Origin of the sequence: Nocardia sp. NPDC058519, from assembly GCF_042719755.1 — a bacterium.
Classification (GTDB): domain Bacteria; phylum Actinomycetota; class Actinomycetes; order Mycobacteriales; family Mycobacteriaceae; genus Nocardia.
This window is the reverse complement of record NZ_JBHXNK010000004.1, coordinates 37,877-62,536: the sequence shown is the minus strand read 5'-3', so window position 1 is coordinate 62,536 and position 24,660 is coordinate 37,877. Positions and strand designations below refer to the sequence as shown.

Below are 24,660 nucleotides of genomic sequence, written 5' to 3'. Positions count from 1 at the left end.
CGGCTGGCAGGATCTAGGTGTGAACACCGCGAACCTGACCCGCTCCGAGACCGCCGCGCGATCAGCGGCGGTCACCGTCGGCGACTACCGCGTCGAACTCGATCTGTCAGCGGCCCCGGACCGGACCCGCGCCGGTTTCGCCACGACGACGACCGTCACGTTCGATGCCACGGTCGAGCAGACGTGGCTCGACTTCATCGGGCTGTCAGTGGAGTCGGTGACGGTGAACGGTGCGGACGTGGCGGTCGAGTACGACGGGGCCAGACTCACTGTCGGCGGCTTGACCGAGACGAATGTCGTCGTCGTCCGTGGCACCGGTGCGTACAGCCGTTCGGGCGAGGGGCTGCACCGGTTCCTCGATCCGGTCGACGGCCAGACCTACGTCTACACCCAGTACGAGCCCGCGGACGCGCGGAGGGTTTTCGCGTGCTTCGAACAGCCGGATATGAAGGCGCCGTTCACGTTCGCGGTGACGGCCCCGGCCGGTTGGCAAGTGATGTCGAACCGGCCTTTCGCGGCGATCCAGGACAACGGCGTGATTCAGAACGTCGAATTCTCCCCCACGCTGCCGATCTCGACGTATATCACCGCGGTGGCGGCAGGCCCGTACCATCGCGTCGAATCCTCCTGGACGCGAGGCGAACTCACGATTCCGCTCGGAATCTATTGCCGCGCCTCGCTGGCCCGCTACCTGGACGCGGACACGATCTTCGAGGTGACGTCGCAGGGTCTGGACTTCTTCGCCGAACACTTCGACTACCCGTACCCCTGGGGCAAGTACGACCAGGTGTTCGTTCCCGAGTACAACCTGGGCGCGATGGAGAATCCCGGGCTGGTCACGTTCACCGAGGCCTATGTGTTCCGTGGTGCGGCCACCGCCGCGCAGTACGAGGGCCGGGCGAACACGATCCTGCACGAGATGGCGCACATGTGGTTCGGCGATCTGGTCACGATGGTGTGGTGGGACGACCTGTGGCTCAAGGAATCCTTCGCCGACTATATGGGTGCGCTGGCGAGTTCCGAGGCCACCGAATGGACCGACGCCTGGGTGGCGTTCGCGAACCGCCGCAAGGCCTGGGCGTACTTGCAGGATCAACTGCCGACCACGCATCCGATCGTCGCCGACATCACCGACCTCGAGGCCGCCAAGCTCAATTTCGACGGCATCACCTACGCCAAGGGCGCCAGCGTGCTCAAGCAGTTGGTCGCCTATGTCGGCCGGGAGGAATTCTTCTCGGGTGTGCGCCGGTATTTCCGGAAGCACGCCTTCGGTAATACGACCCTCGACGACCTGCTGACAGAATTGTCGGCGGATTCGGGCCGCGACCTGGCGGGCTGGGCGCGAGCTTGGTTGCAGACCTCCGGGGTGTCCACGCTGACCATCGAAAACGGTGAGATCGTGCAAACCGATCCGCGCCCGCACCGCCTGGCTGTCGGGCTCTACGACTTCGACGCCGTGGGCGACTTGGTGATCCGCGAACGCGTGGAACTCGACATCGTCGACGAACGCACACCGGTCCCCCTCGCACCGGCTGCGCTGCGTCTGCTCAACGACGGCGATCTCACCTACGCCAAGGTTCGCCTCGATACGGATTCGATTGCCACCGTGGAGAGTTCGCTGGATCGGGTGACCGACCCGCTGGCCTGCGGACTGATCTGGTCGGCGCTGTGGAACGCCACCCGCGACGGGGTACTCGGCGCCGAACGCTACCTGTCCATGGCTCGCGATTTCGCACCGACCGAAACCAACATGGCGCTGCTCACCGCGGTCCTGTCGAACGCGTCGTTCACCATCGGGCATTATCTGCCGGACCCGGCGCGGGATCGGTGGCGCGGCGAGTGGCTCGAATCATGCTGGGCCACATTGCATTCGTCGGCGCCGGGTTCCGGCGCGCAGCTGGCTTGGGCGCGGGCGACGGCGACCGCCGCTACCGTCGACGGTCGCCGTGCCACCGACATCGCGGAGATCCTCCTCGGCCGGGCACCGGAAGGACTGGCCCTCGATCCCGATCTGCGCTGGGCGCTGTGGACAGCGCTGGCCGCCACCGGCGCGGCGCAGCTCGGCGAACTGGACGCCGAACTGGCACGAGACGACACCGCGTCGGGGCGAACCGCTCACCGGCGCGCGCTCGCGGCACGCCCGGAAGCGGAAGTCAAAGCCTCGGCGTGGGATTCGGCGCTCGGTGACACCACCCTGACCAATGACCACCTCGATGCCACCATCGACGGATTCCGCGCCGGTCGGCGCCGCGACCTGATCGCGCGCTACGACACCGAGTACTTCGCGGCGCTGCGCGCGGTCTGGGATCAGCGGAGCATCGAGATCGCCCGTCGCATCGTCATCGGGCTCTTCCCTGCCGCCGATTCGCTCGACGAGGTGGACCGGTGGCTCGCGGCGAACGCGGACGCACCGCACGCGCTGCGGCGCTTGATCATCGAACAGCGCGACCACCTCGCCCGGGATTTGCGCGTGCGTGGGGCGAATTGATGTTTCCCATTTCGCAGTGGGGTTAAACATCCAAATCCGAAACGGTCGCTCTGTCAACCCCTGTCAACCAATAACGGTTTAATAACCTCCGCGTTGGTGAACCCTTGATTCATGACCACCTCACGTAATCGGACAACGAGTACGCCGAGCATGGATCTGACCAGCACCACCATCATGTTGGCCACCTGCGTGTTCTTCCTCTTCGGCCTGGCAGCACTCACCGGGTCGATGCCCGCCGCGATCTTCGGTGCCGTCAGCCTGGGCGCGGGCATGATCATGACCTTCAGAATGCTCGGCCTGCACAGACTCTAGATCTCCGCCGAACCGGAGCGCATTCGAAGGCCAGGAGCTGATCCTCATGTCCAAGACCACCGACAACAGGACCTACGAACACGCCGAACCCTTGTTCGCGCACTTGATGCTGACCGACCCCCGCGGCCCCGAACACGCCGCGTTGCGGGACCGGATCATCGAGATCTGCCTCCCACTCGCCGACCACATCGCTCGCAAGTACGCCGGCCGTGGCGAGGCCTTCGACGACCTGCTCCAGACCGCACGACTCGGCATGGTCATGGCGGTCGACCGCTACGACGTGACCACCGGTTCACCCTTTCTCGGGTTCGCGGTGCCCACCATCATGGGTGAGGTGCGCCGCCATTTCCGCGACCACATCTGGCCGTTGCACGTGCCGCGTCGCGAGAAGGAACTCCAGGGAAAGGTGCGGATGGCGACCGAAGAGTTGAGCCGTCGACTCCAGCGCTCCCCCACCGCCATCGAGCTCGCCGCCGAGCTCGATGTGCCGGTCACCGACATCGCCCGCACCCTGGTGGCGGCCAACGCATTCCAGACGCGAAGCCTCGACACTCCCACCCGCGACAACGACGGCGACCCCGGCATGACCGTCGCCGAGACCTTCGGCGCCGAGGACCCGAGCTACCGTCTCACCGAAGACACGATCACCGTCGCGCCACTGCTGGCGCAACTGCCACCGGAAGACCGGCAGTTGCTGATCTGGCGCTTCTACGACACTCTCTCGCAGGGCGAGATCGCCGAACGCCTCGGTGTCTCCCAGATGAGCGTCTCCCGCAAGCTCACCAGGTTGCTGGGCAGTTTGCGTGCCCAGACCGTCGACGAGCAACCGGTGCCCGCATCCTGAACGACCCTTCCCGAGCCACCGTGACGGCTTCGTCGGCGAGGAATTCGGCCGACCCCGCCCATTGACTGTGCGGTTGCCGGGCTGCACTGTTGATGGCAGTACTTCGCGCGTGTCGTGACGGCGTCAGCAGGGTTGTCGCTGTTCACATGGTGTATCAGTGTGATACTCGCCGGTGGGAAGGATGCGATGACGATGCGCGGTGGACGGAATCGACGTGATCGAGAAATTCGCGAAGTACGGGAAATCCGCGGGCGGCCGGCCCACCAGGCCGCCAGGTTCCTGCTGTCGATGCTGATGCTGGTCTGGTTCGGAGCCGGACTGGCCGCGGCGATGCAGCGAGACTATTTCACGAATACGCCGAACAACTGCGGCGACTTGGGCACGATCGGTCTCACGGTGCTCGCGGGCCCACTCAACTACCTGGGATTGAACCCGAGGGTCTCCGAATGCACGCTGCCGGAGCCGAGCCCATGATCCCTACGCACCCGCGCGCGGGTCTCCCCTAGTTCGGTGGACGCGATCGCTGCCAGCGCGAGCCGATTGCCGCGGCGATTCAGATGAGTTCGGCGAGTTGGTCGCGGTCGGTGGCGTCGAGTTTGATGCAGGCTCGGTAGATGTGGCCTTCGACGGTGCGCACCGAGACGCAGAGTCGTTCGGCGATCGCCCGGTTGGACAGGCCACGGCCGATCAGGGCAGCGATCTCACGTTCGCGTTCGGTGATCGGCAGGGGGCGGGCGGCGGCGGTGATGGCGGGGGTGCCCGCGCCGTCGCAGCGGGCGGCCAGGGCCATCGTGCGGGCGGCTGCCTGGGCGCTGGGCCTGCGCTGCCCGGCGTGGTCGTAGATCGGCACCGCCTGCGCCGCGGCGTCGGCGGCGGACAGCAGCAGGCCCGCGGACTCGAACTCGCGGCTCACCGCCGCGAGCGCGCAGGGGTCGGCAGCGGCGAGCGCCGCGGCGTGGCGGGCATAGATCGCAGCCACCGGCCCCTGTACGCGGTCGGCGAGGGTGGTGAGCCGGGCGGCGAGGGTGCGGTCGCCGAATCGGGTGGCGTGATGCAGCGCTTCGGCTTCCATGGCGTATTGACCGGCACTGTGGGCCAGGTCGGCGGCCTTGCGAGCCTGGTCCACCGCCGCGTGAGCGCTGTGTTCGGCAGCGGCCACCCAGGCACGCGCGATCATCCGCTGCGGTTCGTGCAGGGCCATGTGCGGGCCGCTGTGTTCGTCGGCGTCACCGAGGACCCGTTCGGCTTGTTCGACCTCGCCCAGCGCCGCGTAGGCGCGGGCCAGCAGCAGCCGCGCAGGCAATTTCCACGGCAGCGAGGATTCGGCGTTGAGCGCGGCCAGCGCCTGCTCGAAGGCGGCGATCGCTTCGCGGAACCGACCGCGATAGGTGGCGACCACCCCGTCGGCGATTCGCGCGATCGCCCAGCCGACGAACTGGCCCGCCGAGGAGAACTCGCGGTATTCGGTGGCGCGACGCTCGGCGAGGTCGAGGTCGCCGATGGTGGTCAGGGCGAGGACGTCGCCGTAACGGACCATCACCCGGATAAGCCCGTCGGTGGACTTCTGCTGCGCTCGGCTCCGGGCCGCGATCGGCGCGAAATCGGCGCCGCGCCCGGCCACCGGCAGCGCCAAGCCGAGGGCGAATGCGGCGAAATCGATGGCCTGGCGGGGCGAGTTCGGGTCGGCGATCACCTGCTCGGCCGCTTCGATGCCCGCGGCGAGGTGGTTTTCGTGCACCGCCATCGCCGCCGCCGCCGCCTCGACCGTGAGGCGAAGTGCCGGATGCTCGACGCGGGCGCGCAGCACCTCGACCAAGTCACGGGCATGTTCGACATCGCCCAGCGACCAGAACCGCAAGCTGGCTCGCACCACACCCCACTGGACCAGTTGCAGCGGATCGAGGCGGTCGGGATCGAACCGGGCCAGGATCTCGTCGGCGTGCTGGGGCCTGCCCTGCCACAGCAGCGCACGGGAGACCAGTTCGGCCGCGCGCAGCCCACCGCCCCGCTCCCACGCGGCGCGCGCGAGCCGTTCGCCCAGCGGCAGATTGGCCAGGAACACCGCGTCCTTGGCGGCGTCGATCAGCAAGACAATGTCGATCGGCCGGTCACTGTCGACACACAGCCGAGCCAGCCGGATCCGGTGTGCCGGTGTGCTCAGGTCACGATCCTGCAGCGTCTCGACGAGACGTCCGCGCCTGGTGCGGGCAGCGGCGGTGCCGACCCTGCAGCGCACCACCTCACCGAGCAGGGGATGACTGAACCGGACGTCGACGACGCCGTTGTGGCTCGTGACCCGGATCAGTCCGGTGGCTTCGGCGGCGTCCACGGCGTCGGGACCGACGAGCTCGCTGAGGATGTCGATATCGAGCGGCTCGTGCACGGCCAGCGTCTCCAGCACGTCGAGCACGGGCGCACCTGCCCTGCTCAACCGCTCGTCGAGCAGCTCGACCAGCCCCGAGGGCACCGCGGTGGGCCCGCGCAACTGCCAGACGCCGTTGACGTCGGTCAGGGTGCTCGCCTCGACACCGCCCTCGACCATGTTGCGCAGGAACAGCGGGTTGCCACCCGAGGATTCCCACATCACGTCGGCGCTGAGCCCCTCCAAGGTCCCGCCGAGCACGGTCTCGACGATTTCGGTGCACTGGGTTTTGGTGAACGGCGCCAGCTCGATCCGCTCGAGGTAGCCGTCCTTCCACAGTGAGGTGACCGCGTCGGGCAGCGGTTCCCCGGTACGGACGGTGGCGATGATGCGGGCCCGGTGGTCGACGGCGATCTGGTGCACCAGTGTCGCGGAAAGTGTGTCGAGCAGATGCGCGTCATCGACGCCGATCACCGTGTCGGGCTGGGCGAGCAGGTTTTCCCTTGCGGAATGCAGCAGTGTGAGCGGGTCACGCGACGCCGATGCGGCGATCCAGGGCGCGAACGCGCCGAATGGAATGGCTTGCGACGACGCGGTACAGGCCACCCAGCGGACCGGCTCGGACAGCACCGCGGTGACCAGGCGGGCCAGCGTGGTCTTGCCGACGCCCGCGGCGCCGACCAAGATCACGCCGCCGGTGTCGGGGTTCGTCAAAGCGCTACGGACGGCTTCGTATTCGGTGGGGCGATCGAGCTGCTGCCAGATTCCGCCCATGCATGAAAAGTGTAGTTCTCGTCCGGCGCCGTCACAACGAATCGGCCCCGCGACACGGGTAGCGCGCGGGCGGACCGGCGCGGCGAGCGCGCGCGACGGACGTGCGAGTGGCGTGGTGGTCACGGCGGGAGCTCGGTGACGTCACGCGGCTCGACGCGCGGCGCGTTGTTGACGTCGTGGCGGAAGTTGCTCGATGCCTCGTACACCCGCTTCTTGAGCCGGTTGATCGATCCGAGCGGCCGGTGCGCGTCCAGGCCACGCCAGGAGTTGAACGAGAGCACATCGTCGCCGTAGGCACGTCGCTGCGGGGTGTACGGATCCTGCACGTCGAAGCGGATCGTCGCCACGGTGCGGTGCGGTGACTCGGCCTCGGGCCAGGCCACGGTCGCGTCCTCGATCGGCATGGTGGCGGAATCGGTGCACAGTTGCGCGCGCAGTTCGTAGGTGGCGCTGTGCCCGGCGAAGAAGTCGACGATCAGCTCCTGGTGCACATTGACGCCCGCGTCCGGGTCGACCGGTTGCCCTTGCAGCGCAACGACTTCCGGCGACACCGGCGCGTAGAGCAGCTTGGCCACGTAGTCCCCGTGCCGAAGGGGCGCCGAGGTGAAGAAGGTCTCGCCGAGGATGTGGGTGTTGGGTGCGACGAAGACACCGAGATTCGGTGGCACGCTGCGCCCGATCCTGCGCAGGACGTGGGTGTTCAGCGCCGCGACGAGGTCGCTGCCCGCACGCAGGGCGGCATCGGGCAGCCGGGCCAGCACCCAGGCGGTCGGCATGCCCTTGGTGAGGTAGGCGTGCGCGTCGGCGAAGAGGAACTCGCGGTGGGTGACCATGACGAAGTCCTGCGTGCTCGCCTCGTCCTCTGGCATCGCGCGCGGCCCGTGCACACCGAGCACCTTGATCCCGAGTCCACGGACGCCGCGCAGTTGATCGCTGCGGATCACCCCGGAGGTGCTCGACAGCCTCGCGATCACCGGATAGGTGGCCGGGGTGGCGAACATGCCCTGCGCCAGTTCGGGCGGCAGGCCCGCGGGCACTGTCAGTTCGCCGCGCAGGATGCCGTGGCTCTTGGCGTGCGCGTCGCGCATGCCGCGCTTGTACTTGCGGTAGGCACGTTCGTTGTTGTCGCGCAGCACCGCGATGATCTTGTCGATGATCTGCTCTTCATCGGGGCGCGGTTGTTCGAGGTCGTCGCGGTAGCGCAGGTAGCTCATCGCGGACTCCGCCACGGTGCGAACGGATTTCCGACGCCGTCGAGTGCGGGCGCCAGAGTGGGGAAATGGCGCAGCAGCACGCTGCGCATGGTGTTGTCGCGCACCCAGGCCATGCCCGCCTCGGTGTAGACCTCGGCCCGGAAGTCGGTGGTGAAGAACCGGTCGGCCGACAACCGCCGCGACGCCATCAGCACGAACACGCGAAACGCGGTGTCGCTGAAGCCGAAACCGGGCGGCTTCGGTTCGGCGTAGAGGCCGATCATGAGGTCGACGTCGTCCACGTCGCCGTAGATCTGTTCGAGTTCGCGCGCCCACCGCGGATCGTCGGTGAGTTCGTCGAACGAGGTGACCGGTGGCAGCCGAAGTTGGCGCCGGAACTCGTTGTAGCGCGGCACACCTCGCTCACGGACCCGCAGGATGTCCACGGTCGCGAGGTCGAGCAGCGGCTGGCCGGGGCGTTCGAGCTTTTGCAGGTGCGCGGGGTAGTTGTGCAGGGTCAACGCACCGGGATTGGCTCGGCCGAAGGAGTAGAACAGGGTGTCCATCGAAGTCTCGGCGAGACGTTCGCGGATGTGGGCGACGCCGAGTTCGGGGAGGGGATGCTCGGCCAGCACGGTGTCATCGGCGATCCTGCGGACGAGGAGCTCGTCGGGGATGAGTGGATGCATGCGGTACACCGCGACGAACTCCTCGGTGAGCGAGTACGGCACTCCGTTGTCCTCACATGCGGAACCCGGTATGCCACACAGCACTTCGTTGCCGATGAGATCGCCCAAGCGACGCGATACCCGCTCCCCCAGCACGCCGAACCAGTTGGCGCGCATGGCGGCGACCGTGGTGGGATGGGCGATTATGGCCGGTGTCCAGTCGACGGTGTGGATCTTCGCGATCAGCGCGGAATTGACCAGTCGCGCGGTGTCGTAGAGCTGCTGGTCGTCCATGTCGGGGTAGCGCCGGATCAGGCGGGCGCAGATCGCGTTGTGTTCGCGCAGGAACAGCGAGTGCAACAGCGCGAGGCCGACCCAGGCACTGGTCGCCGCGGGCGAGAGCGCCACCAGCCGTTCGGCGTCCAGCGGCGGGAGTCCCAGTTCGTCGATCACCAGCTGGCCGTGTTTTCCCGAGCGCAAAGATGCGGCGAATTCGGCGGTGCTGCCGTAGATCTGGGAGGCGTCCCACCAGTGTGTCTCGCCGGTGAGGAAGGTCGGAGGGTCGGTCGGACCGGGGGCAGCCGCGGTCACCGTTCGTGGGATCGTCATCTCGGGGTACGGCCACTGATCGTCGTCGTCCAGGGTGACGGTGAAGGGTTCGTGCTCGGCGGGGTCGTGGACGAACCAGTCGTGTACCTCGAACTGGATCCAGGCCGCCGCCAGCAGATTCAGGGTGGTCGCAGGCTGGAATCGGTCGCGTGTGAGCAGTTGCCTGCTGACCGTGCGCGGGTTGGGTTCCATGATCCGCGCCGGATCCTCGGGATAGGTGCCATCCAGCGGGAAATTGCGGCCGAACCGGCAGCCGATCGACCCCGCGCGCGGGTCGTCGGGGGTGTTGTAGGTGCCGTCGACGGTGCGCGCGTTCCGATATTCGCCGGTGGCGTCCGGGGGTAGTGGCCCGGCAGGGTGCGGGCCGGTATCGAAGAGGTTGCGCGACCGTAGCCTGCTGCGCAGGCCGACCAGCACGGCCAACCCCAGCGGCGTCGGCAACCGGAACCATCCGACACGCCGGTCGAGCGCCTCGGCCGCGGCGACGAGTGCGCGAGTGACCAGCGTCTGTTGCTGTGCGTCGACCATCGAGAACCTCCACGGGACGGCGCCGGTTCGGCGCCTACCGGACTGATCGATCAAGTCTGGCGACACCTGGTCAGGCCTGTCACGAGTAGTCGACTACGCGCGAAGCCGGACGAGCCGCACCGCATCGCCGAACCCGTGGCTGCCGTCGTCGATGGTCGTCCCGCGACCCGGACGCCCGACCTGATCGGGTAGCGCACTACGCGCGCGCCACGGCCGGTCGATGGGCGAATCTGACATCCAGGGCGCCCGCACACCGCGGGCGGTACCCGTCACAGCGACAGAAAGGGGGCCCGGGTGATCACGCCGATCGAGATCAAAGTGAACCTCGACGGGGATGTCGCGGGCGCACTGCACCGGCTCCGATGTGCCGACACCGCCGCGGTCTACCGCGACATCTGGTTCGCCGAGCCGCTGCGCCCCGGTTCCACCGGCGCGCCCACCCTGCTGTCGAGCCGCATCGTCATCCGGTTGCGCAGCGGCGACGAAGACGACCTCACCGTGAAACTGCGACCGTGCGTGCGCTCCCAGCTGACGGGCCGCTGGGCGGCGCCCTTCACCGAGCCCGGAGTCCGGTACCGCATCGAAAGCGATTGGTCGGGCGAGCGGCGGATGCTGTCGGCCTCGGTGATCAGCCTGCGGTCCCCCGGTTCCCTGCGCGACGCCGTGACCCAGGGTGTAGATGTCACCGACACCCTGAACTCGGCCCAGCGGCAGTTCCTGGTGAGCTGCACACCCCCCGGCGTAGCGGTCGACAACCTGCGCGCGATGGGCCCGGTCGCTTCGGCACGGTGGACGGGGGTATCGGTGGGGAATCTGGCCGCCGACGTCGAACGGTGGACCGCCGCCGGTCTCGATCTCGTCGAACTGACGCTCAAAGTCGTACCCCGACAGGGTGATTCGCCCGTCGATCTGCATCTACGCGCGCTCGATGCCCAGCGCGCGCTCGAAGCCGCCTTGGGCACGCTGGGCCTGACGATCGCGACGGGCGACACCAAGACCGAGCAGGTGCTCACCGCACTGGCGGCGGCACGCAGGCTCGGGTAACTCCTGGCAGAGGGTCGGTGGCCGGTCCTGGTCGACTTCGTCGGCGACGCGGACCTGCCCTGCGACTGTCATGGGCCCGGTAGCCCGAATCGACCACGCTGTCGATGCGGGCATCCGAGGTAGCGCGTGACACTGCCATCGCGATGGCTCAATTGGCGATGATGAAGTTGAACAGCACCCTGATATTGCTGCTCCAGCCGACGTGATATCGCACCGTCATGGTGCCGTCGGCATGCGGAACCACGTTCAGGACCTGGGTGGTGGCCGGCCCGAGGAACGGGGTGTTGTCGGTGTCGATCTCGGTCAAGCTGACCGAGACCTGACTGTCGGCCCGCACGTCGGCACTCGGGAAGCCGAATACCCAGGCACCCGTTCCGTGGGTGCGCAAAATCTTCTGTGCCCAGAAGATCGACGTGATATTCATCCGGCCGATCACCCGCATTCCTGCTTCTTCGGCACCGTTGCCGATCTTCGCCGACTCGAACACGTCTTCTTCTTCGGTATCCGCGCTCGCTGCCACGACCGCGTCCTCCGTATCCGTCGCCAACATTTCGCTGCCCTTTCTCGGCGAAACAATGTGTGCAGCTATAGTCGCGCGCCGGCACGTGGGCCCGAATGCGTAATCCACTACCCCAATACGCACAGGTGCGGTGCCGATCATCAGCGATCCTCGACGTGGCCGAACGCGCCGCCACCGACCCGGCCGGACTCACCGCCGTCGCGGGTAGGTCGATCGCGGCGACGGCGTGAATGTGTTGTCGCTCAGGCGGACAGCTTGTGCCCGATGGTGGCGGCCACAACGGCATGGGCGAGGTATTCGGCGATATCGTGCGCCCGTTCCTTGGGGTTCTCGACCGGGAGCTCGAGCAGCTGGGACCCCCAGGCCTGGCGCAGCGGGCAGCCGATGGCGATCGGATCACCGGCATACCAGGTGTTGAGCCATTCGCCGACCCGCTCCGGCCGATTCGCGCCGCCGCTCAGCAACTTGCGATACACGCCGTCCATTCCGAGTGGGCTACCCGCCGTCACCAGCAGGCTCACGTTCACTTCGCGGGGCAGCTGGGTGAGCAGATCCATCGCGACCACGGTGCCGAGACTATGGCTGACCAGGATCAGTTCGCCGGCGGCGGGCGCATCGACGAGCACCGTGTCCAGCACACTCTTGCGGACCCGCTCGTTGTCGAGGTACGCGGCGACATCTTTGAAGATGGCGCCGATGAGCGCGGAGTCGAGGCCGCTGCGAGCGGCGATCCAGCTGAGCTGGTCGTGCAGTCGCCCCAGCACCACCGGACCGAATCCGCCGAACAGTTCTCGCGCCTGCGGGTCGGCGGGCAGTTCCTCGGCGGTCGGCATCCCGGCACGGCGAGCTGCCTCGGCGACCAGGCTTTCGTACAGTGCGGGACCGGTGTCGACGGCCTCGCGGGTGTCCATGCTCGCGATGAGCTGGTCACCGTAGAAGGGGAAGTGCACATCGGCGGGGTCGATGGGGCTCAGGCCGGCGAGGGTGAGTCCCTTGTTCAAGCCGGCTGTCCAGTTGCGGCGCAGCTCGACCGGGTCGCGACCCTGTTGTCCGCGCCCGTGCAGGAACAGCACGCTGCGGCGGCCACCGAACGCGCTCGGCCTGCCACGCATGCCGCGCACCAGGCTTTCGGCGGCCGAGACCCGGTGCGGCACCGGCGTTGTCGTGGCTGGCTCGCGCGGCGCGATCGCCGCGAGCCCCATTTCGTCGAGTAGTGCGCGCTGTGCCGGATCGAACTGTCGCTTTCCCAGATCGTGCAGCAGCACGCTCACCCGCGCGCCCTCGTTGGCGATCCAGTCGATCGCGTCATCGCCGTCGCCGGACTGCCACAATTTGCCGTCCTTGCGCAGCACCCGGCCTTTGTCGTCCTTCTTCGGGACTCCGGCGTGGTGCAGCGCGACGATCTCCCACTGGTCGTTGAAGACCGGCGAGCCCGAGTTCCCCGGCTCGGTATCGGAGGCGTAGTGCAGGAAATGGTCGAGTTGCAGGTCCAGGCGGTTGTGCCGGATCGAGATCTCCTTGAGCCGCCCCGAGGGATGCCCGACGACGTTCATCGCCTCGCCGATCACGATCTTGCCCGGCTTGGCGATCAACGGGTTCCAGCCGAACGCGGTACCGGGTGCCACACCGTCCGGTCCCGGCGCCACCCGGACCACGGTGTAGTCGAGGTGTTTGTCGGTGACGAAGAAATCGGCGGGCGCGAGCCGGAAGCGCACCGTTGGACCAGGGACGTTGTCGATACCGGCCTCCGCGCGGAACTCGATCACCACCGATTCGGCCGCCCCGGGCGTCGGCAGCACATGATTGTTGGTGAGCAGCAGTTGCGGTGACACCATCGACCCGGTGCCCATCGGCACCTCACGTCCGTTGTCGGCCAACGAGATTCGGGCCACCGCGGCGGCGGCTCTCGCACCGCGGGTCAGGAAGTTGGCGGCCTGCAACTCGTTGGCGAAGCCGATCACCCGCTCGAGCGAGCGAATGCTGTCGACCGGGTCCTGCCTGCCCAGTTCGATCACCGCCTGCGCGGGGACTTCGCCGGTGACGAGCAGGCGGTCGGCACGGGCGAGGATCTGCTCCTCGGTGTCAACGACATCGGACTCGCTCACCTCACGGCGGCGGGCAACCTCGTCGCGTTCCGCCTCGGTGTCATCGAATCGCTGCGATGCGGCGTCCATCTGCTCGTGCCACGCGGCGGTGCGTGCTTCACTGTCGGTATCCATGGGTCACCTCGCCCGGAGAATGTGCTGGGGTACTCAGCGTGGGGCGCGGGCGCGGTGCCGGTCACGAGTAGTGGACCACTCGACTTCTACCTGCGGGCACCTGCGCGACGTCACGGGCCGAGGGCCCCAGGATCCCGCCTGCCTTCAACGCGGTACGTCTGCCGAATCCACCCATGACCTCACTCCTCATCGAGCGTTTGCTGACCCCGACCGCTCGGAACGCAGGTGGCACATCTGGCAGCATCAGGATCGGAATACTCAGTAACTTATGACGCCTGCGCGGCACATGCGTCACCACTGACTACGCTGAGCGCAGCCCGCATACACAGGGATGCGAGGCACGTGCGCCGACCCGCGAGGAGAACTACCCATGTGGCCGTCCGACTGGCCCTCGTCCGCCCGTGCGATCGCGACCGCTGTCGAGGCCGCCGTCACCGCGGCGAAGGCGGCCGACGCATCCGGGTTCAGCGCGACCACCGCTGAGCTGTCCGAACTCCCGGCCGATCAGGTCACCGCGGTGCTGTCGGCCATCGTCCGAGAACTCCTCGAGACCGCGCATCCGGACGGCCTCACCGGCGACGCTGTGCGTGCCGTGCTGGAATCAGTGGTGCGGCGATCGGCCACCTGGCTGCCCCGACTCGATGCCGCCGCGGTCATCAGTGCGCTCACCGGGGCGCTCGGGATCGACGAGTCGGCGGTACCGGACCGCATCGGGACAAACCCCCAACCCGCGGCGGTACTGCTGATCGAGTACCTCGCCGAGCTCACCCGGACACCGACGCAGCAGTCCATTCAACGCGCCATCAACGAGATCGCCAGGGCTGAAACGATCGAAATGCCCTGACGTGCTCTACCTCTCGTCGAGGAGCCTGCGGATCTCGGCGCGCAGTGCGGCGGCCACGCGGTCGGCGGGCAGCGGCGGCAGGCCCGCTTCGATCAGGGCGGCGGTGACGTTGAGCGTTGCCTCCTCGACGAGGTCGGCGGTGGGAATCTCGGGGGTTCGGGCGGAACGGGCCGCGGTCCAGGCGGATTCGGTCGCGGCGACGGCGTTGTCCAGCGCGGTGTCGTCGGTGCCGGAATTCATGGCCTCGGGCAGGTCACGGCGGACACGGCGGCGGATGGCGGCACCGATGCGCTGGGCGAGGGTCTGAGTGGCGACTTGGGACTGTTCCTTGATCGCCTCCGCGATACCGTCCGCCACATTCTTGAGCAGCCACAGGCCGACCACGACACCGAGCGTGGCGGGGTCGAAGCGCACCTCGCCCGAAGGTTGCAGGCGGGGCAGATCCGCCGCCAGTTCGTCCGCGATCGCCGCGGCCGAGGCCTCGAGGTCACTCATGTGTCGCCTTTCGTAGCCGGAAGCAGTTGGGCCCGTGCGGATTTGGGTCGGAGCAGCGCTGTCTCGCCGTCGAGCAGAATACGCCGGACGCGACGCTGGTCGCCATCGGCGATGGCCGCGGCGATGATGCGGCGTTCCTGATCGAAACCTTCGTTGCCGAGGTCGAGCCACTGATGGAACAGTCCGTCGACGACGCGAACGGCCCACTCGTCGGCGACCTGGTGGATGCGCGTATGCGCCTCGTCTGCGGTGATCGAAGCCAGTGTCGCGGCGACTGTACGCGCGGCATGTAGGTAGGGGTAGGTGTCGTAGAGGGCTTTGGCGAAGCCACCCCGGTCGTAGGTCGGCTGGTTCATCGCGGTGTCACGCATTTGCTCCCCGCAGTCCAGGAATCCCTCGGCCAGTTGCTCCACGATCCCCTGATGGCCGTCGCGGATCGCCCGTTCGATCAGTGGTGCGATCGGCTGGCCTGCGGTGATATAGGCGTCCGCGTAGGCGAGCTGGCGCGCCCACAGGCCGATGCCGGTCACCGGGTCCGCGGTGTGCGCGATGGTGCCCGCGAGCATGATCGCGATCAGTGCGTCGGCGGCGGTGGCACCGTCGACCAAGCCGAGTTCGCGCTGCTCCCAGACCGCCCCGGCCAGTCGTTGCTCCTGCGCGGCGACGACCTCGAGTGGATCCATTCCCGGACGGACGAGCTCGCCCAGGCGCAATTCCCGGATGAGGGTGAGCAGCCCGCCTCGCAGTGGCGGCCGCGCGCCGGGTGCCGTGATCGTGACGGCGTTGCCGATGAACGCCTGTAACTGCCCGAGGCGCTCATCGGCGACCCGGCAGGCACGAGGCGCCAGCGCGGCGAGCCGGTCGCGCGCGGGCGTTCGGGTCAGGTCCACGTCGAGTGTGCGCCAGGCCCCAGCTTCCGGTGGCGGCGTGTCGTGTAGACGCCCGGACAGGTCGGCACGCACCTGCGCCCAGCCCTCACGCACCTGCCCGTCACGGTCGATGTGCCGCAGATGCGTGGAGAGGCTCTCGATGCCACGTTCGCGATCCTCCGAGACAGCGGCAAGATCAGCCGGGGCCGAGCGCGAATACTGTTCCAGCAGTTGCAGATTGCTGTCGATATAGATCGGATCAGCACCGATCAGCGCACATGCCAACAACATCGCCTCGGAGAAGCAGTCGAGGTCGTTCGGCGGCATCATCCACATGTCGAGGCCCCTTCTCGCCGGGTGAATGCCCTCGAATGTATCCGAGTTCGCGCAGCGGGTGTGATGCTTGCCCCCGGCGCGCGGTTCGGCAGCGCCGATCACCGTCGAGATGCCTTGTGCGACTGATGAACCGTGCGGTGAGCTCAGCGGCCCGCGGCGGTGAGCCGGTAGTCGGCTTCGAGCAGCATCCATCCGCTCAGCTGCACCGAGAGATCGCGGCTCAGGTTCGCCGACGAGGCAGCGGTCGCGTCCGCGAGCTGGAGGAAGGTTCCAGGATGTTCCGGCACCGCGACCGGGCGGTTCCAGTCCGCGCCGAACAGCGGTAGGCCGTCCACCTCGGCGCGGTTGGCCCATGCCGCCCGCGCCGAGGCGTGCACGATATCCGCCGCGGTCGTGTTGCCCAGCGACAGTGCCGCTTCGGCCAGATACCGCGCGAGGATTCCCATGAAGAGCCCCGAGTCGTTTCCGGCGGCCGCGGCGATCACTCCCCCGTCGGTGAGCCGGTTCCCGACTGCGGCCACGAGTGTCGCCGCGCGGTAGCGATGGGCGGATTCGCCTGTGCGCAGCGCTAATTCGGCTTCCAGCCCGATCGTCACGCCCTGACAGTAGGTGTGGACGGTTCGATCCACTCGCCCGCCGGGCTCGTGAACACCATCGTGGATCAGGCCACTGTCGGAGTCGCGCAATCGAGTGTCGAGGAAATCGGCGAGTTCGACGGCACGGGACAGCTCGCCGAGGCGAGCCATCGCGATACCGGTCGGACCGATCGCCGGCGTGTTGTAGTAGCCGTCGCCGGACCGCCACGGCACCGCACCCACATCCGGATTCCAGCCATCGAGCAAGGCGGCCCGCAAATCCCCCACCGCGTCATCGAACCGGATATCGAGCAGCCGCTCGGCACGTTCGAGCGCCAGCGCCATCCATGCCATGTCGTCGTAGTACCGATTGGTCCAACCGGTGACGTTGCGGGTCCGGATACCCAGCGCGAGTGCGACGACCCGGTCGATGCGTTCGGGGGTGGGTGCGCGGTGCGCGGCATCCACCGCACAGTCGAGCAAGTGCGCTTGCCACCAATAGCACCATCGCCCGAACGCCCGTTCGGCCAGATCCGCCGGCCACACGAGCGCGCCCAACCGACGCTGTGGCAGCCCCCAGAGCGAGCGCACATGCCGCTCCACGATCGCCTGTTCAGCCAGCTCGGCCCGCTCCCGCGCACCGAGGTCGGCAGAACGGCCCCTGATGATCGTCCCCACCTGCGTCGGCTGCCCCACCGCGGTCAGCGCGATCGCCGCCCCCGCCGCGCACAGCACGCGGCGCCGACTGAACGCTTGGTTCCGGCGATCCATCCGCTCGGGCTCCTCCTCCTGGACAACGGCGGTGGCGCCGAATCTCCAGGGTCCCCTATCGGGATTGCCAAAGCTTGAACTGCTCCGGTGGGCCGTGAAAACGTTTGGCGGACCCGCCGGTCCGGAGCACGGCTACGACTCGTCGGCCTCGGTTCCCGGCGAGTACGGCGAACTGAAGCCTGGGACCCATTCGAACGGCGTCGCACCCGAATCGGCGGTCCGCTCGGCAGCCGCGGCGAACGGAACGTTGTCCTGCGTCAATCGGAGGATGGTGCGTTCGAGTGCGGGCAGGATCTCGGTGATCGCGAGATTGCCGTGCGCGAAACGCCCTAACAGGGCATAGACCATGTTGGTCAGCACGAGTGCGAGATCGGCGGCGTAGTCCTCGTCGAGACTGGCGAACATCGTGCCGACGGCGGGCAACACCGCGGCGAAGCCTTGGGCGTCGAGTCGCTGCCCGCCTGGTCCGGAACGGGCATGCGAGTAGGCGGCCAGCATCCGGGGTTGGCGCTCCCACGGTTCGAACACATAGCGGGTCACCCGTATCAGCACGTCAGCGAGTGATTCGTCGGCGCGCGGCGGCTCGAGTTCGGTGTAGGTGTTGGTGGCCATCCACTGGGCGACCGCGGCGAGGACGAGTTCGTCACGGGTGGGATACAGCTTGTAGACCGTGGTCAGCGACACCTGCGCGACGCGGGCCACCCGACGCAACTGCACCGCGTCGTAACCTTCCGATTCGAGCAGCGACAAGGTGGTTTCGGTGATCTTGCGCGCGGGATCACCTTCGCCCTTTCTAGCCACCACGCCACAGTAGTCCATCGGCTCGTCCTGTCACCGACGCAATTCGATCCTTGCTCAGTCGATGCTGCAGCCGGCGACCGGCTTGTCCGCAAGACGATCGAGAAGATAGGTGAACGCGTTGTCGGGACCGAAACCATCGATGATCTCCGGACCGAAATGATTCGGAATGGTGGTTCCGGGCAGGATCGGCGGGAGGTCGTTCGTGCGGAAGGTGACCGTCGCGCCCTTGCCACACCAGTCCTCGGCGAGTCGGCGGGCCTGACCGTACGGGACGGTGTCGTCATTGAGACCGCTGGTGATCAGGACCGGCGTGGCCGGCGTGGAGTTGCCGATGCGCAGTTCCGCCATCACCGGTGCGGCTTCGGGCAATTCGGCGAGATGGGCCGACAGCGACCGGCCGTCCCTGGTCAGCGACTCGGTTTTCAGGAATGGGTGGTGAGTGATCACGTCGGCGATGCAGGAGTTGCTCAATGTCTCGAGCATGGCGCGACCGGACGGGCTGATGACCTGGTCGACCGCACGCTGCAGTTCGGGGTAGCGCGCGAGCATGCCGTTGACGGCAAACCCGATCGCACCTCCGATCAGCGCGCCATCGATCTTTTCCAGGATCGCGGGCAGGTCGGCGACCGGCCCGCCGGCCCAGGTGCCTTTGAGATTGAGCTCCGGCGCGTAGGTCGGCTGCATTTCCGCTGCGGCCGCGGTGGCGCCACCTCCCTGGGAGTAGCCCCAGAGCACGACCGGCGTTTCCGGTCCGACCCCGCCCAGATTGTTCGCAGCACGAACACCATCGAGAATCGCGTGCCCGCTGTCGAACCGATTGGCGTACGTGTGGATGCCGGGTGTGCCGAGACCGATATAGTCGGTCACCAGAACACGCGCACCCAGTCCGCTCCACACCGTCGACGACGGCAGCTCCTGGTTCGCCGACAGCCCCAACGGCTGGGTGGACACCGCCACCCCGGTCGAGAACGCCATCGACATCGCGCAACGGTCGCCCTGACCCGAGGTGCCGGGGCCGATGACCACCGTCGGACGCGGTCCCGCTCCCTGCCACGGACCGGTCGGCTCGATGAACGTCCCGCTCACCGCGACCGCGGACCCGTCCTGCTGTCGAGACGTGTACATCACGTGCTGCGCGCGGCCCGGCCACCCCTGCTCGGTGGGCGGTGTCACGAACAAGGTCATCGGCGCAGTCTTGATGATCGCGCCCGGTTCCTGCGGAATCCGGTCCGGCGGGGTGTAGAACGAGCTGATCGGCTCGGCCGAGACCTCCCGTGTCTGGGTCACCACACCGGCTACCGCCGTCGCACAAGCCAAGACCAACACCGCGGCGATGCGCCCGGCCCGCGGCCGCACCCGTCGAAGATCTTGTCGCTTCATCGAGAACCTCTCAGTCGCACACCACTGACCGGCGTCGTCGCCGCAGTGACTCAGGTCGCCGGGTAAGTAGATCATGATGCCTGTCACACCAGCGCCGACAGAGAGTAACACGGTTACTGCAGGGCTCGAATTCCGCTACCCTGCTCACCCACGATTCGCGGACGACGAGTGCGCGGTGATGTCATACTGATGCCGGACCACTCGTGTCCAGCTTCATGAAAGTTCTTGCAGCAGTACCGTTCTCCCTCGCGCATCCTGAGTCGCCACCGGTACTTCCTGCCAATCATCCGGGGCTGACGTCCGGATCGCCAGGTCATCGCCGCGTTTCTCGCTCGCCGGACAACCGGATCGCCCCGGCGATCCGCTCCAGGAGCGGACCTTCGTGACCGACGTCGCCACTGGTCGGTCACCGCGGCGGGCAGTGAGTTCGGCCGAATCACAATCCATCGCGCTGCGGGATCGCAGGGCGAAAGCTGTTCCAGCAAATCGCATTTCAGAACCGGTCGTCTATGGGAGGGTGCCGCAATGCTGATCGAATACGGAGTGTGGGGTTCGCGATTGGTACTGGCCGTGGCCTTCGGACTGTCGACATGGGGGAAGTTGGCGGACGGGCCCGCGACACGGAAGGCGTTGGTCGACTTCGGCATAGGCATCAGGTGGGTTCCCGGGGTGGCGATCGGATTGCCGGTGGCGGAGGGTTTGGTGGCGGTGGGGATGGTGCTGCCATGGACGGCGGGAATCGCGGGCGCGGTGTCACTACTGCTGTTGACGGTGTTCACCGCGGCGATCGTGCGGTTACTGCTGCGGGGCGAGCACCCGAACTGCTCCTGTTTCGGTGCGGTGAGCGCGGGGCCGATCGGGCCCGCGACGCTGGTGCGTAACGGACTCCTTGTGATGCTCGCGGCGCTGGTCACGGTGGGCGCGCTGAGGTATCCGCAGGTCCCCGCCGGTTTGCCCGCCGAGGCCAGCGTGGGGCTCGCGCTGATCGCGGTGCTGGCGATGGTTCTGCTCTGGACGCTCGGTGAGCTGGGCGAACTACGTCGGCGGGTCGACGAGCAGGCCCTGTCCACGCTCGGGGCCGAGGGTCTGCCGGTGGGCGCCGTGGCACCCGAGTTCGAGTTGCTGGCTGTCGAGGGCGGGCGGATCAGCCTCGAGTCGCTGCTGGCGCCGGGGAAGGCAGTACTGCTCGTGTTCGTCCATCCCGGCTGCGAACTGTGCGCGGCGCTGGCCCGCGAGTTGCCGCGCTGGCAATCACGGGTCCGGGAAGCACTCACGATCGTGCTGGTCGGCAATGGCGATCTCACCGAGCATGCCGCCTGGGGCCGTGCACAGGAGGTAGGCGACATACCGGTCCTCGTGCAGCAGGGCAACGAAGCGGCCCTGCGATACCGGGTCCGGGGAACGCCGTCGGCGGTGCTGATCGGCGCGGACGGGCGGGTCGCGGGCGCTGTCGCCCGGGGCGCGATCGCGGTCCGGGAGTTGATCACCTCGGCGAAGGCGGATTCGGGTCGGCGGTCACCGCGTCGAGACGAGCTCGCCTCGGGGACGCGCCGATAAGCGCTCCCCGTTGCCCCGTTTCACAGACAGAAACCAACCGATTCCCTAAACCTGTTGCTTCCCAATAGTTTTCAACCGCAATGCGCCCATGCGGCGCGATTCGGCCGATACACTCGACCTCGCATCACGCTCGACACCCGTTCGCTCGAACACATCGACAAAGGGGAAATGTCATGGCGCTCTTTGCATTCACCGACTACAGCGGAAAAGATTTCATCGTCCAGCTGAACAACGAACAACGGATCGCGGAGGCGCGACGGATCCTGTCCGGCGACGAGACGATGTCCATCCACGTGATGGGCAGGATCCGTAAGACCGCACAGAGCTACAACCCCGGGTGGAGCTTCCACCTGGATCCCGACACCATCACCTTCTTCACCATGGCCATCGAGGTCTGCGACTCGAGCATCGTGTACACCGAGGACCACCTCGACGAAGCATGCGGAGCATTCTTGCCCGGCTGTTTCTGGTGCCCGTGGTCGTCGCGGCTGACGCGTGAAGTGACGGCTTCGGTCAGCGCCTGACGCCGGTTCCGGCCGACGCGATGCGCGTCGGCCGGAACCCGTCGAAATCAGAGGCGCGGTACGGAATTCGAGAGAAGATCTAGGTGATGTCCTCGCGGTGACGTACCGCGTCGAGCGCGGTGAATGCCGCCGCGGCGAAGATCATCAACGCCGAAACCAGCAAAGCCACATCGAGTCCGTGATGGAAGGCCGCCTTGCCGGCGTTGAGCACCTCGGAAACCTTCGACAGATATTTCAGATACGGGCCGATGTCGACGCCCTCGGGGATTTTCCCGAGTTCCACGGCTTGAATGGCGTCGGGCTGCAGTGACGTCGGCAAACCCAGTTCGTTCATGCGCGCCTTCAGGTCCGCGGACAGGAATCCGCTCACCAGCGCTCCGAGGACCGCCACACCGAACGCCGAGCCGACCTGGCGCATCGTATTGGTCACCGCGGCAGCCATTCCCGAGTGTTCGGACGGCACGCCCGACAGCACCGCCGAGGTCAACGGCACCACCGCGATGCCGAAACCGAAGCCCGCCACCGCCATCGCGGCCGAGAGCGTTGGATCGTGCAGTGTTCCGGCCAGCATGTGGCGGGTCAGCAGGATCCCACCCGCGCCGACCACACAGCCCAGGATCATCGGGATGCGGGCGCCGCGCCGCGCCACCCAATAGCCCGCGACCAGCGACCCGATCACGATCGTGGCGGCCATCGGCGCGAAGACCGTGGCAGTGCGCGCAGCCGAATACGACTGCATCACCTGTAGATACAGCGCCGTGAAGAAGAAGATCGAGAAGATTCCGAAGTAGACGGCGAAGGCGACCACCAGCGCGCTCCGCACGGCAGGTAGGCGCAGGTAGCGGAAGTCGAGCATAGGTGCGCGCGCTCGCAGTTCGACGGCTATGAACGCGGCGAACGCGAGACCACCGATCGCGAACAGCGCGAGCACCGACGGTGCGGTGTAGCCCCGATCCTGACCGACGGTCGCGGCGTAGATCACCGACCCGAAGGCTGTCGCGCCGAGCAGGGCCCCAGCCCAGTCGATCGGTTCGGGACGTGGGTCCGCGCTTTCCGGAACCGACCACAGCGCCGCGGCGAGCGCCACCGCCGCGATCACCAGGTTGAACCAGAAGATCGAGCGCCATCCGTACGCGTGGACCAGGACACCACCCAGTACCGGTCCTGCCGCCAGTGCCAGTCCGGACACCGCCGCCCACACCCCGATCGCCTTCGCGCGCTTGCGGTCGTCCGGGAAGATGTGCCTAAGCACCGACAGTGTTCCCGGCTCCGACGCCGCCGCACCGAGCCCCATGATCGCGCGACCGGCGATGAGCATCGCGACGCTGCTCGCGAGCGCGGAGACCACCGACCCGGCACAGAAGATCACCAACCCGACGATCATCACCCGCTTGCGCCCCCAGCGGTCCCCCAGCGACCCACCGGCCAGCATCAGCCCGGCGAACACCACGGTGTAGGCGTTGACCACCCACTGCAGCGCCGTCACGTCGGCACTCAGATCACGCCGGATCTCCCCCAGCGCCACGCTGACGACGGTGGTGTCGAGGAAGGTCACAAATACCACTACAGCGACTGCGGTCAGAGCGACACGCGGTCGCGCCGTCCCGCCCGGCGCATTGCCCATCGGTCTCACGGGCACAGGGTACTGGCGGGGTCACCCGGACGCCAGACGCACCGCGGACACCGCCCGGAGGTGTCGGATCGGCGATCCCCGGCGGAAGTGCCAGGGTGGCAGGGGTATTCCCGCTGCCACCTGCTGACCTTTTGTCGTTGCCGCACGCCCGCTACCGGCCGTACCGCGAAACTCCCCGACGAGGTGCGCACCGCGATTTCATCGAAGGTTCGTACGCCGCACACGTCGATGCGCGCTCGTCGCGTCGCGTCGCACACCGTGTCGGTGTGCGAGACTGGGGCGGTGAGCGATGCCGGTGCGGGCACCTACGTCGAGGCGGGCGAGTTCCGTCGCGACACCAACTACATCACCACGCGGATCACCGCCGACGGAGGTGATGGTTACCCCGTCGAACCGGGTCGGTACCGGCTCGTCGCGGCCAGGGCCTGCCCGTGGGCCAATCGCACGCTGATCGTGCGCAGGCTGCTCGGGCTCGAACCGGTGCTGTCGCTGGGCCTGTGTGGACCCACCCACGACAAGCTCAGCTGGACCTTCGATCTGGATCCGGGCGAAGTCGATCCGATCCTCGGCATCCACCGTCTGCGCGACGCCTATCTGGCCAGGTTTCCGGACTATCCGCGTGGGATCACCGTGCCCGCCGTGGTCGACATCGCGACCGGGCAGGTCGTCACCAACGACTACGCGCAGATAACCCTCGATTTCTCGACCGAATGGACCGCCTATCACCGGCCGGGCGCCCCGCAGCTGTATCCCGAACCGCTGCGCGCCCAGATCGACGAGATCAACCGAGAAGTGTTCGGCGACATCAACAATGGTGTCTACCGCTGTGGTTTCGCCGGCGATCAGGACGCCTACGACGCCGCCTACGCACGGCTCTTCGCCGCGCTCGACCGGCTCACCGATCGCCTGAGCACTCAGCGCTACCTGGTCGGCGACACCATCACCGAGGCCGACGTGCGGCTGTTCACCACGCTGGCCCGTTTCGATCCCGTCTATCACGGCCATTTCAAGTGCAACCGCACCAAACTCAGCGAGATGCCGGTGCTCTGGGCGTACGCCCGCGACCTGTTCCAGACCCCCGGCTTCGGCGACACCATCGACTTCGGGCAGATCAAGGAGCACTACTACGTCGTGCACCGCGATATCAACCCCACCGGAATCATCCCCGCGGGGCCGGACCTGTCGAATTGGCTCACTCCGCACCATCGCGAGGAACTGGGTGGACGCCCCTTCGGCGACGGCACCCCGCCACCGCCACCGGTGCCCGCTGAGCAGGTACCCGCGCTCAGCTGAGGCCCTCACCGACATCCGGAC

General features: G+C 67.4%; 21 protein-coding genes. 9 read left to right on the top strand and 12 right to left on the bottom strand.

Annotated features, from left to right (window positions below):
• Nucleotides 1-19 precede the first annotated feature (19 nt).
• The 4 genes from pepN (at nt 20) to ACFWPK_RS06405 (ending at nt 4,118) form a co-directional block, all read left to right on the top strand.
• The gene (gene pepN / locus ACFWPK_RS06420; protein WP_378913534.1) at nt 20-2,488 is read left to right on the top strand and encodes an aminopeptidase N; all 2,469 of its coding nucleotides are present in this window, start codon (nt 20-22) and stop codon (nt 2,486-2,488) included.
• 111 nt (nt 2,489-2,599) lie between these two features.
• Nucleotides 2,600-2,800 (top strand): hypothetical protein, encoded by a 201-nt coding sequence (locus ACFWPK_RS06415; protein WP_378913533.1) that lies wholly within the window; start codon nt 2,600-2,602, stop codon nt 2,798-2,800.
• 46 nt (nt 2,801-2,846) lie between these two features.
• On the top strand, nt 2,847-3,644 hold the full coding sequence (locus ACFWPK_RS06410; protein ID WP_378913532.1) for a SigB/SigF/SigG family RNA polymerase sigma factor: 798 nt from the start codon (nt 2,847-2,849) through the stop codon (nt 3,642-3,644).
• Between the two features lie 186 nt (nt 3,645-3,830).
• Nucleotides 3,831-4,118 (top strand): hypothetical protein, encoded by a 288-nt coding sequence (locus ACFWPK_RS06405; RefSeq protein ID WP_378913531.1) that lies wholly within the window; start codon nt 3,831-3,833, stop codon nt 4,116-4,118.
• 79 nt (nt 4,119-4,197) lie between these two features.
• On the opposite strand, the gene ACFWPK_RS06400 is transcribed toward ACFWPK_RS06405, so the two are convergent.
• From ACFWPK_RS06400 to ACFWPK_RS06385, 4 genes are all read right to left on the bottom strand, one after another.
• Nucleotides 4,198-6,780 (bottom strand): LuxR C-terminal-related transcriptional regulator, encoded by a 2,583-nt coding sequence (locus ACFWPK_RS06400; protein WP_378913530.1) that lies wholly within the window; start codon nt 6,778-6,780, stop codon nt 4,198-4,200.
• Between the two features lie 119 nt (nt 6,781-6,899).
• Nucleotides 6,900-7,994 carry a catalase family protein gene (locus ACFWPK_RS06395; protein ID WP_378913529.1) on the bottom strand — a complete coding sequence of 365 codons (1,095 nt, stop codon included), beginning with the start codon at nt 7,992-7,994 and terminating at the stop codon, nt 6,900-6,902.
• The gene (locus ACFWPK_RS06390) at nt 7,991-9,778 is read right to left on the bottom strand and encodes a peroxidase family protein (RefSeq protein ID WP_378913528.1); all 1,788 of its coding nucleotides are present in this window, start codon (nt 9,776-9,778) and stop codon (nt 7,991-7,993) included. The genes ACFWPK_RS06395 and ACFWPK_RS06390 overlap by 4 nt, the downstream gene beginning before the upstream one ends.
• Nucleotides 9,779-9,871: 93 nt before the next feature.
• Complete coding sequence (locus ACFWPK_RS06385; RefSeq protein WP_378913527.1) at nt 9,872-10,015, bottom strand: hypothetical protein; 144 nt, start codon at nt 10,013-10,015, stop codon at nt 9,872-9,874.
• A gap of 57 nt (nt 10,016-10,072) precedes the next feature.
• On the opposite strand from ACFWPK_RS06385, the gene ACFWPK_RS06380 reads away from it, so the two are divergent.
• Entirely contained in the window at nt 10,073-10,822 is a 750-nt protein-coding gene (locus ACFWPK_RS06380; protein WP_378913526.1) for a hypothetical protein, read from the top strand.
• Nucleotides 10,823-10,970: 148 nt separating this feature from the next.
• On the opposite strand, the gene ACFWPK_RS06375 is transcribed toward ACFWPK_RS06380, so the two are convergent.
• Nucleotides 10,971-11,483 carry a hypothetical protein gene (locus ACFWPK_RS06375; RefSeq protein WP_378913525.1) on the bottom strand — a complete coding sequence of 171 codons (513 nt, stop codon included), beginning with the start codon at nt 11,481-11,483 and terminating at the stop codon, nt 10,971-10,973.
• A gap of 101 nt (nt 11,484-11,584) precedes the next feature.
• Entirely contained in the window at nt 11,585-13,561 is a 1,977-nt protein-coding gene (locus ACFWPK_RS06370; RefSeq protein ID WP_378913524.1) for a trypsin-like serine peptidase, read from the bottom strand.
• 370 nt (nt 13,562-13,931) lie between these two features.
• On the opposite strand from ACFWPK_RS06370, the gene ACFWPK_RS06365 reads away from it, so the two are divergent.
• Complete coding sequence (locus ACFWPK_RS06365) at nt 13,932-14,405, top strand: hypothetical protein (RefSeq protein ID WP_378913523.1); 474 nt, start codon at nt 13,932-13,934, stop codon at nt 14,403-14,405.
• Nucleotides 14,406-14,411: 6 nt separating this feature from the next.
• Here the strand turns inward: ACFWPK_RS06365 and ACFWPK_RS06360 are convergent, their stop codons facing one another.
• From ACFWPK_RS06360 to ACFWPK_RS06340, 5 genes are all read right to left on the bottom strand, one after another.
• The gene (locus tag ACFWPK_RS06360) at nt 14,412-14,900 is read right to left on the bottom strand and encodes a hypothetical protein (RefSeq protein WP_378913522.1); all 489 of its coding nucleotides are present in this window, start codon (nt 14,898-14,900) and stop codon (nt 14,412-14,414) included.
• Nucleotides 14,897-16,105 (bottom strand): hypothetical protein, encoded by a 1,209-nt coding sequence (locus ACFWPK_RS06355; protein WP_378913521.1) that lies wholly within the window; start codon nt 16,103-16,105, stop codon nt 14,897-14,899. The genes ACFWPK_RS06360 and ACFWPK_RS06355 overlap by 4 nt, the downstream gene beginning before the upstream one ends.
• Nucleotides 16,106-16,248: 143 nt before the next feature.
• Entirely contained in the window at nt 16,249-17,451 is a 1,203-nt protein-coding gene (locus tag ACFWPK_RS06350) for a glycoside hydrolase family 76 protein (RefSeq protein ID WP_378913520.1), read from the bottom strand.
• A gap of 132 nt (nt 17,452-17,583) precedes the next feature.
• The gene (locus ACFWPK_RS06345) at nt 17,584-18,252 is read right to left on the bottom strand and encodes a TetR family transcriptional regulator (protein WP_378913519.1); all 669 of its coding nucleotides are present in this window, start codon (nt 18,250-18,252) and stop codon (nt 17,584-17,586) included.
• A gap of 54 nt (nt 18,253-18,306) precedes the next feature.
• Complete coding sequence (locus ACFWPK_RS06340) at nt 18,307-19,632, bottom strand: lipase family protein (protein ID WP_378913518.1); 1,326 nt, start codon at nt 19,630-19,632, stop codon at nt 18,307-18,309.
• Between the two features lie 525 nt (nt 19,633-20,157).
• Between ACFWPK_RS06340 and ACFWPK_RS06335 the strand changes: the two genes are divergently transcribed.
• Nucleotides 20,158-21,189: a MauE/DoxX family redox-associated membrane protein gene (locus tag ACFWPK_RS06335; protein WP_378913517.1), complete on the top strand. Its 1,032-nt coding sequence runs from the start codon at nt 20,158-20,160 to the stop codon at nt 21,187-21,189.
• Between the two features lie 173 nt (nt 21,190-21,362).
• A complete protein-coding gene (locus ACFWPK_RS06330) occupies nt 21,363-21,713 on the top strand; it encodes a calmodulin (RefSeq protein ID WP_378913516.1) in 351 nt (116 codons plus the stop codon).
• 79 nt (nt 21,714-21,792) lie between these two features.
• Here the strand turns inward: ACFWPK_RS06330 and ACFWPK_RS06325 are convergent, their stop codons facing one another.
• A complete protein-coding gene (locus ACFWPK_RS06325; protein WP_378913745.1) occupies nt 21,793-23,337 on the bottom strand; it encodes an MFS transporter in 1,545 nt (514 codons plus the stop codon).
• A gap of 291 nt (nt 23,338-23,628) precedes the next feature.
• Between ACFWPK_RS06325 and ACFWPK_RS06320 the strand changes: the two genes are divergently transcribed.
• The gene (locus ACFWPK_RS06320) at nt 23,629-24,639 is read left to right on the top strand and encodes a glutathione S-transferase family protein (protein ID WP_378913515.1); all 1,011 of its coding nucleotides are present in this window, start codon (nt 23,629-23,631) and stop codon (nt 24,637-24,639) included.
• Nucleotides 24,640-24,660 lie beyond the last annotated feature (21 nt).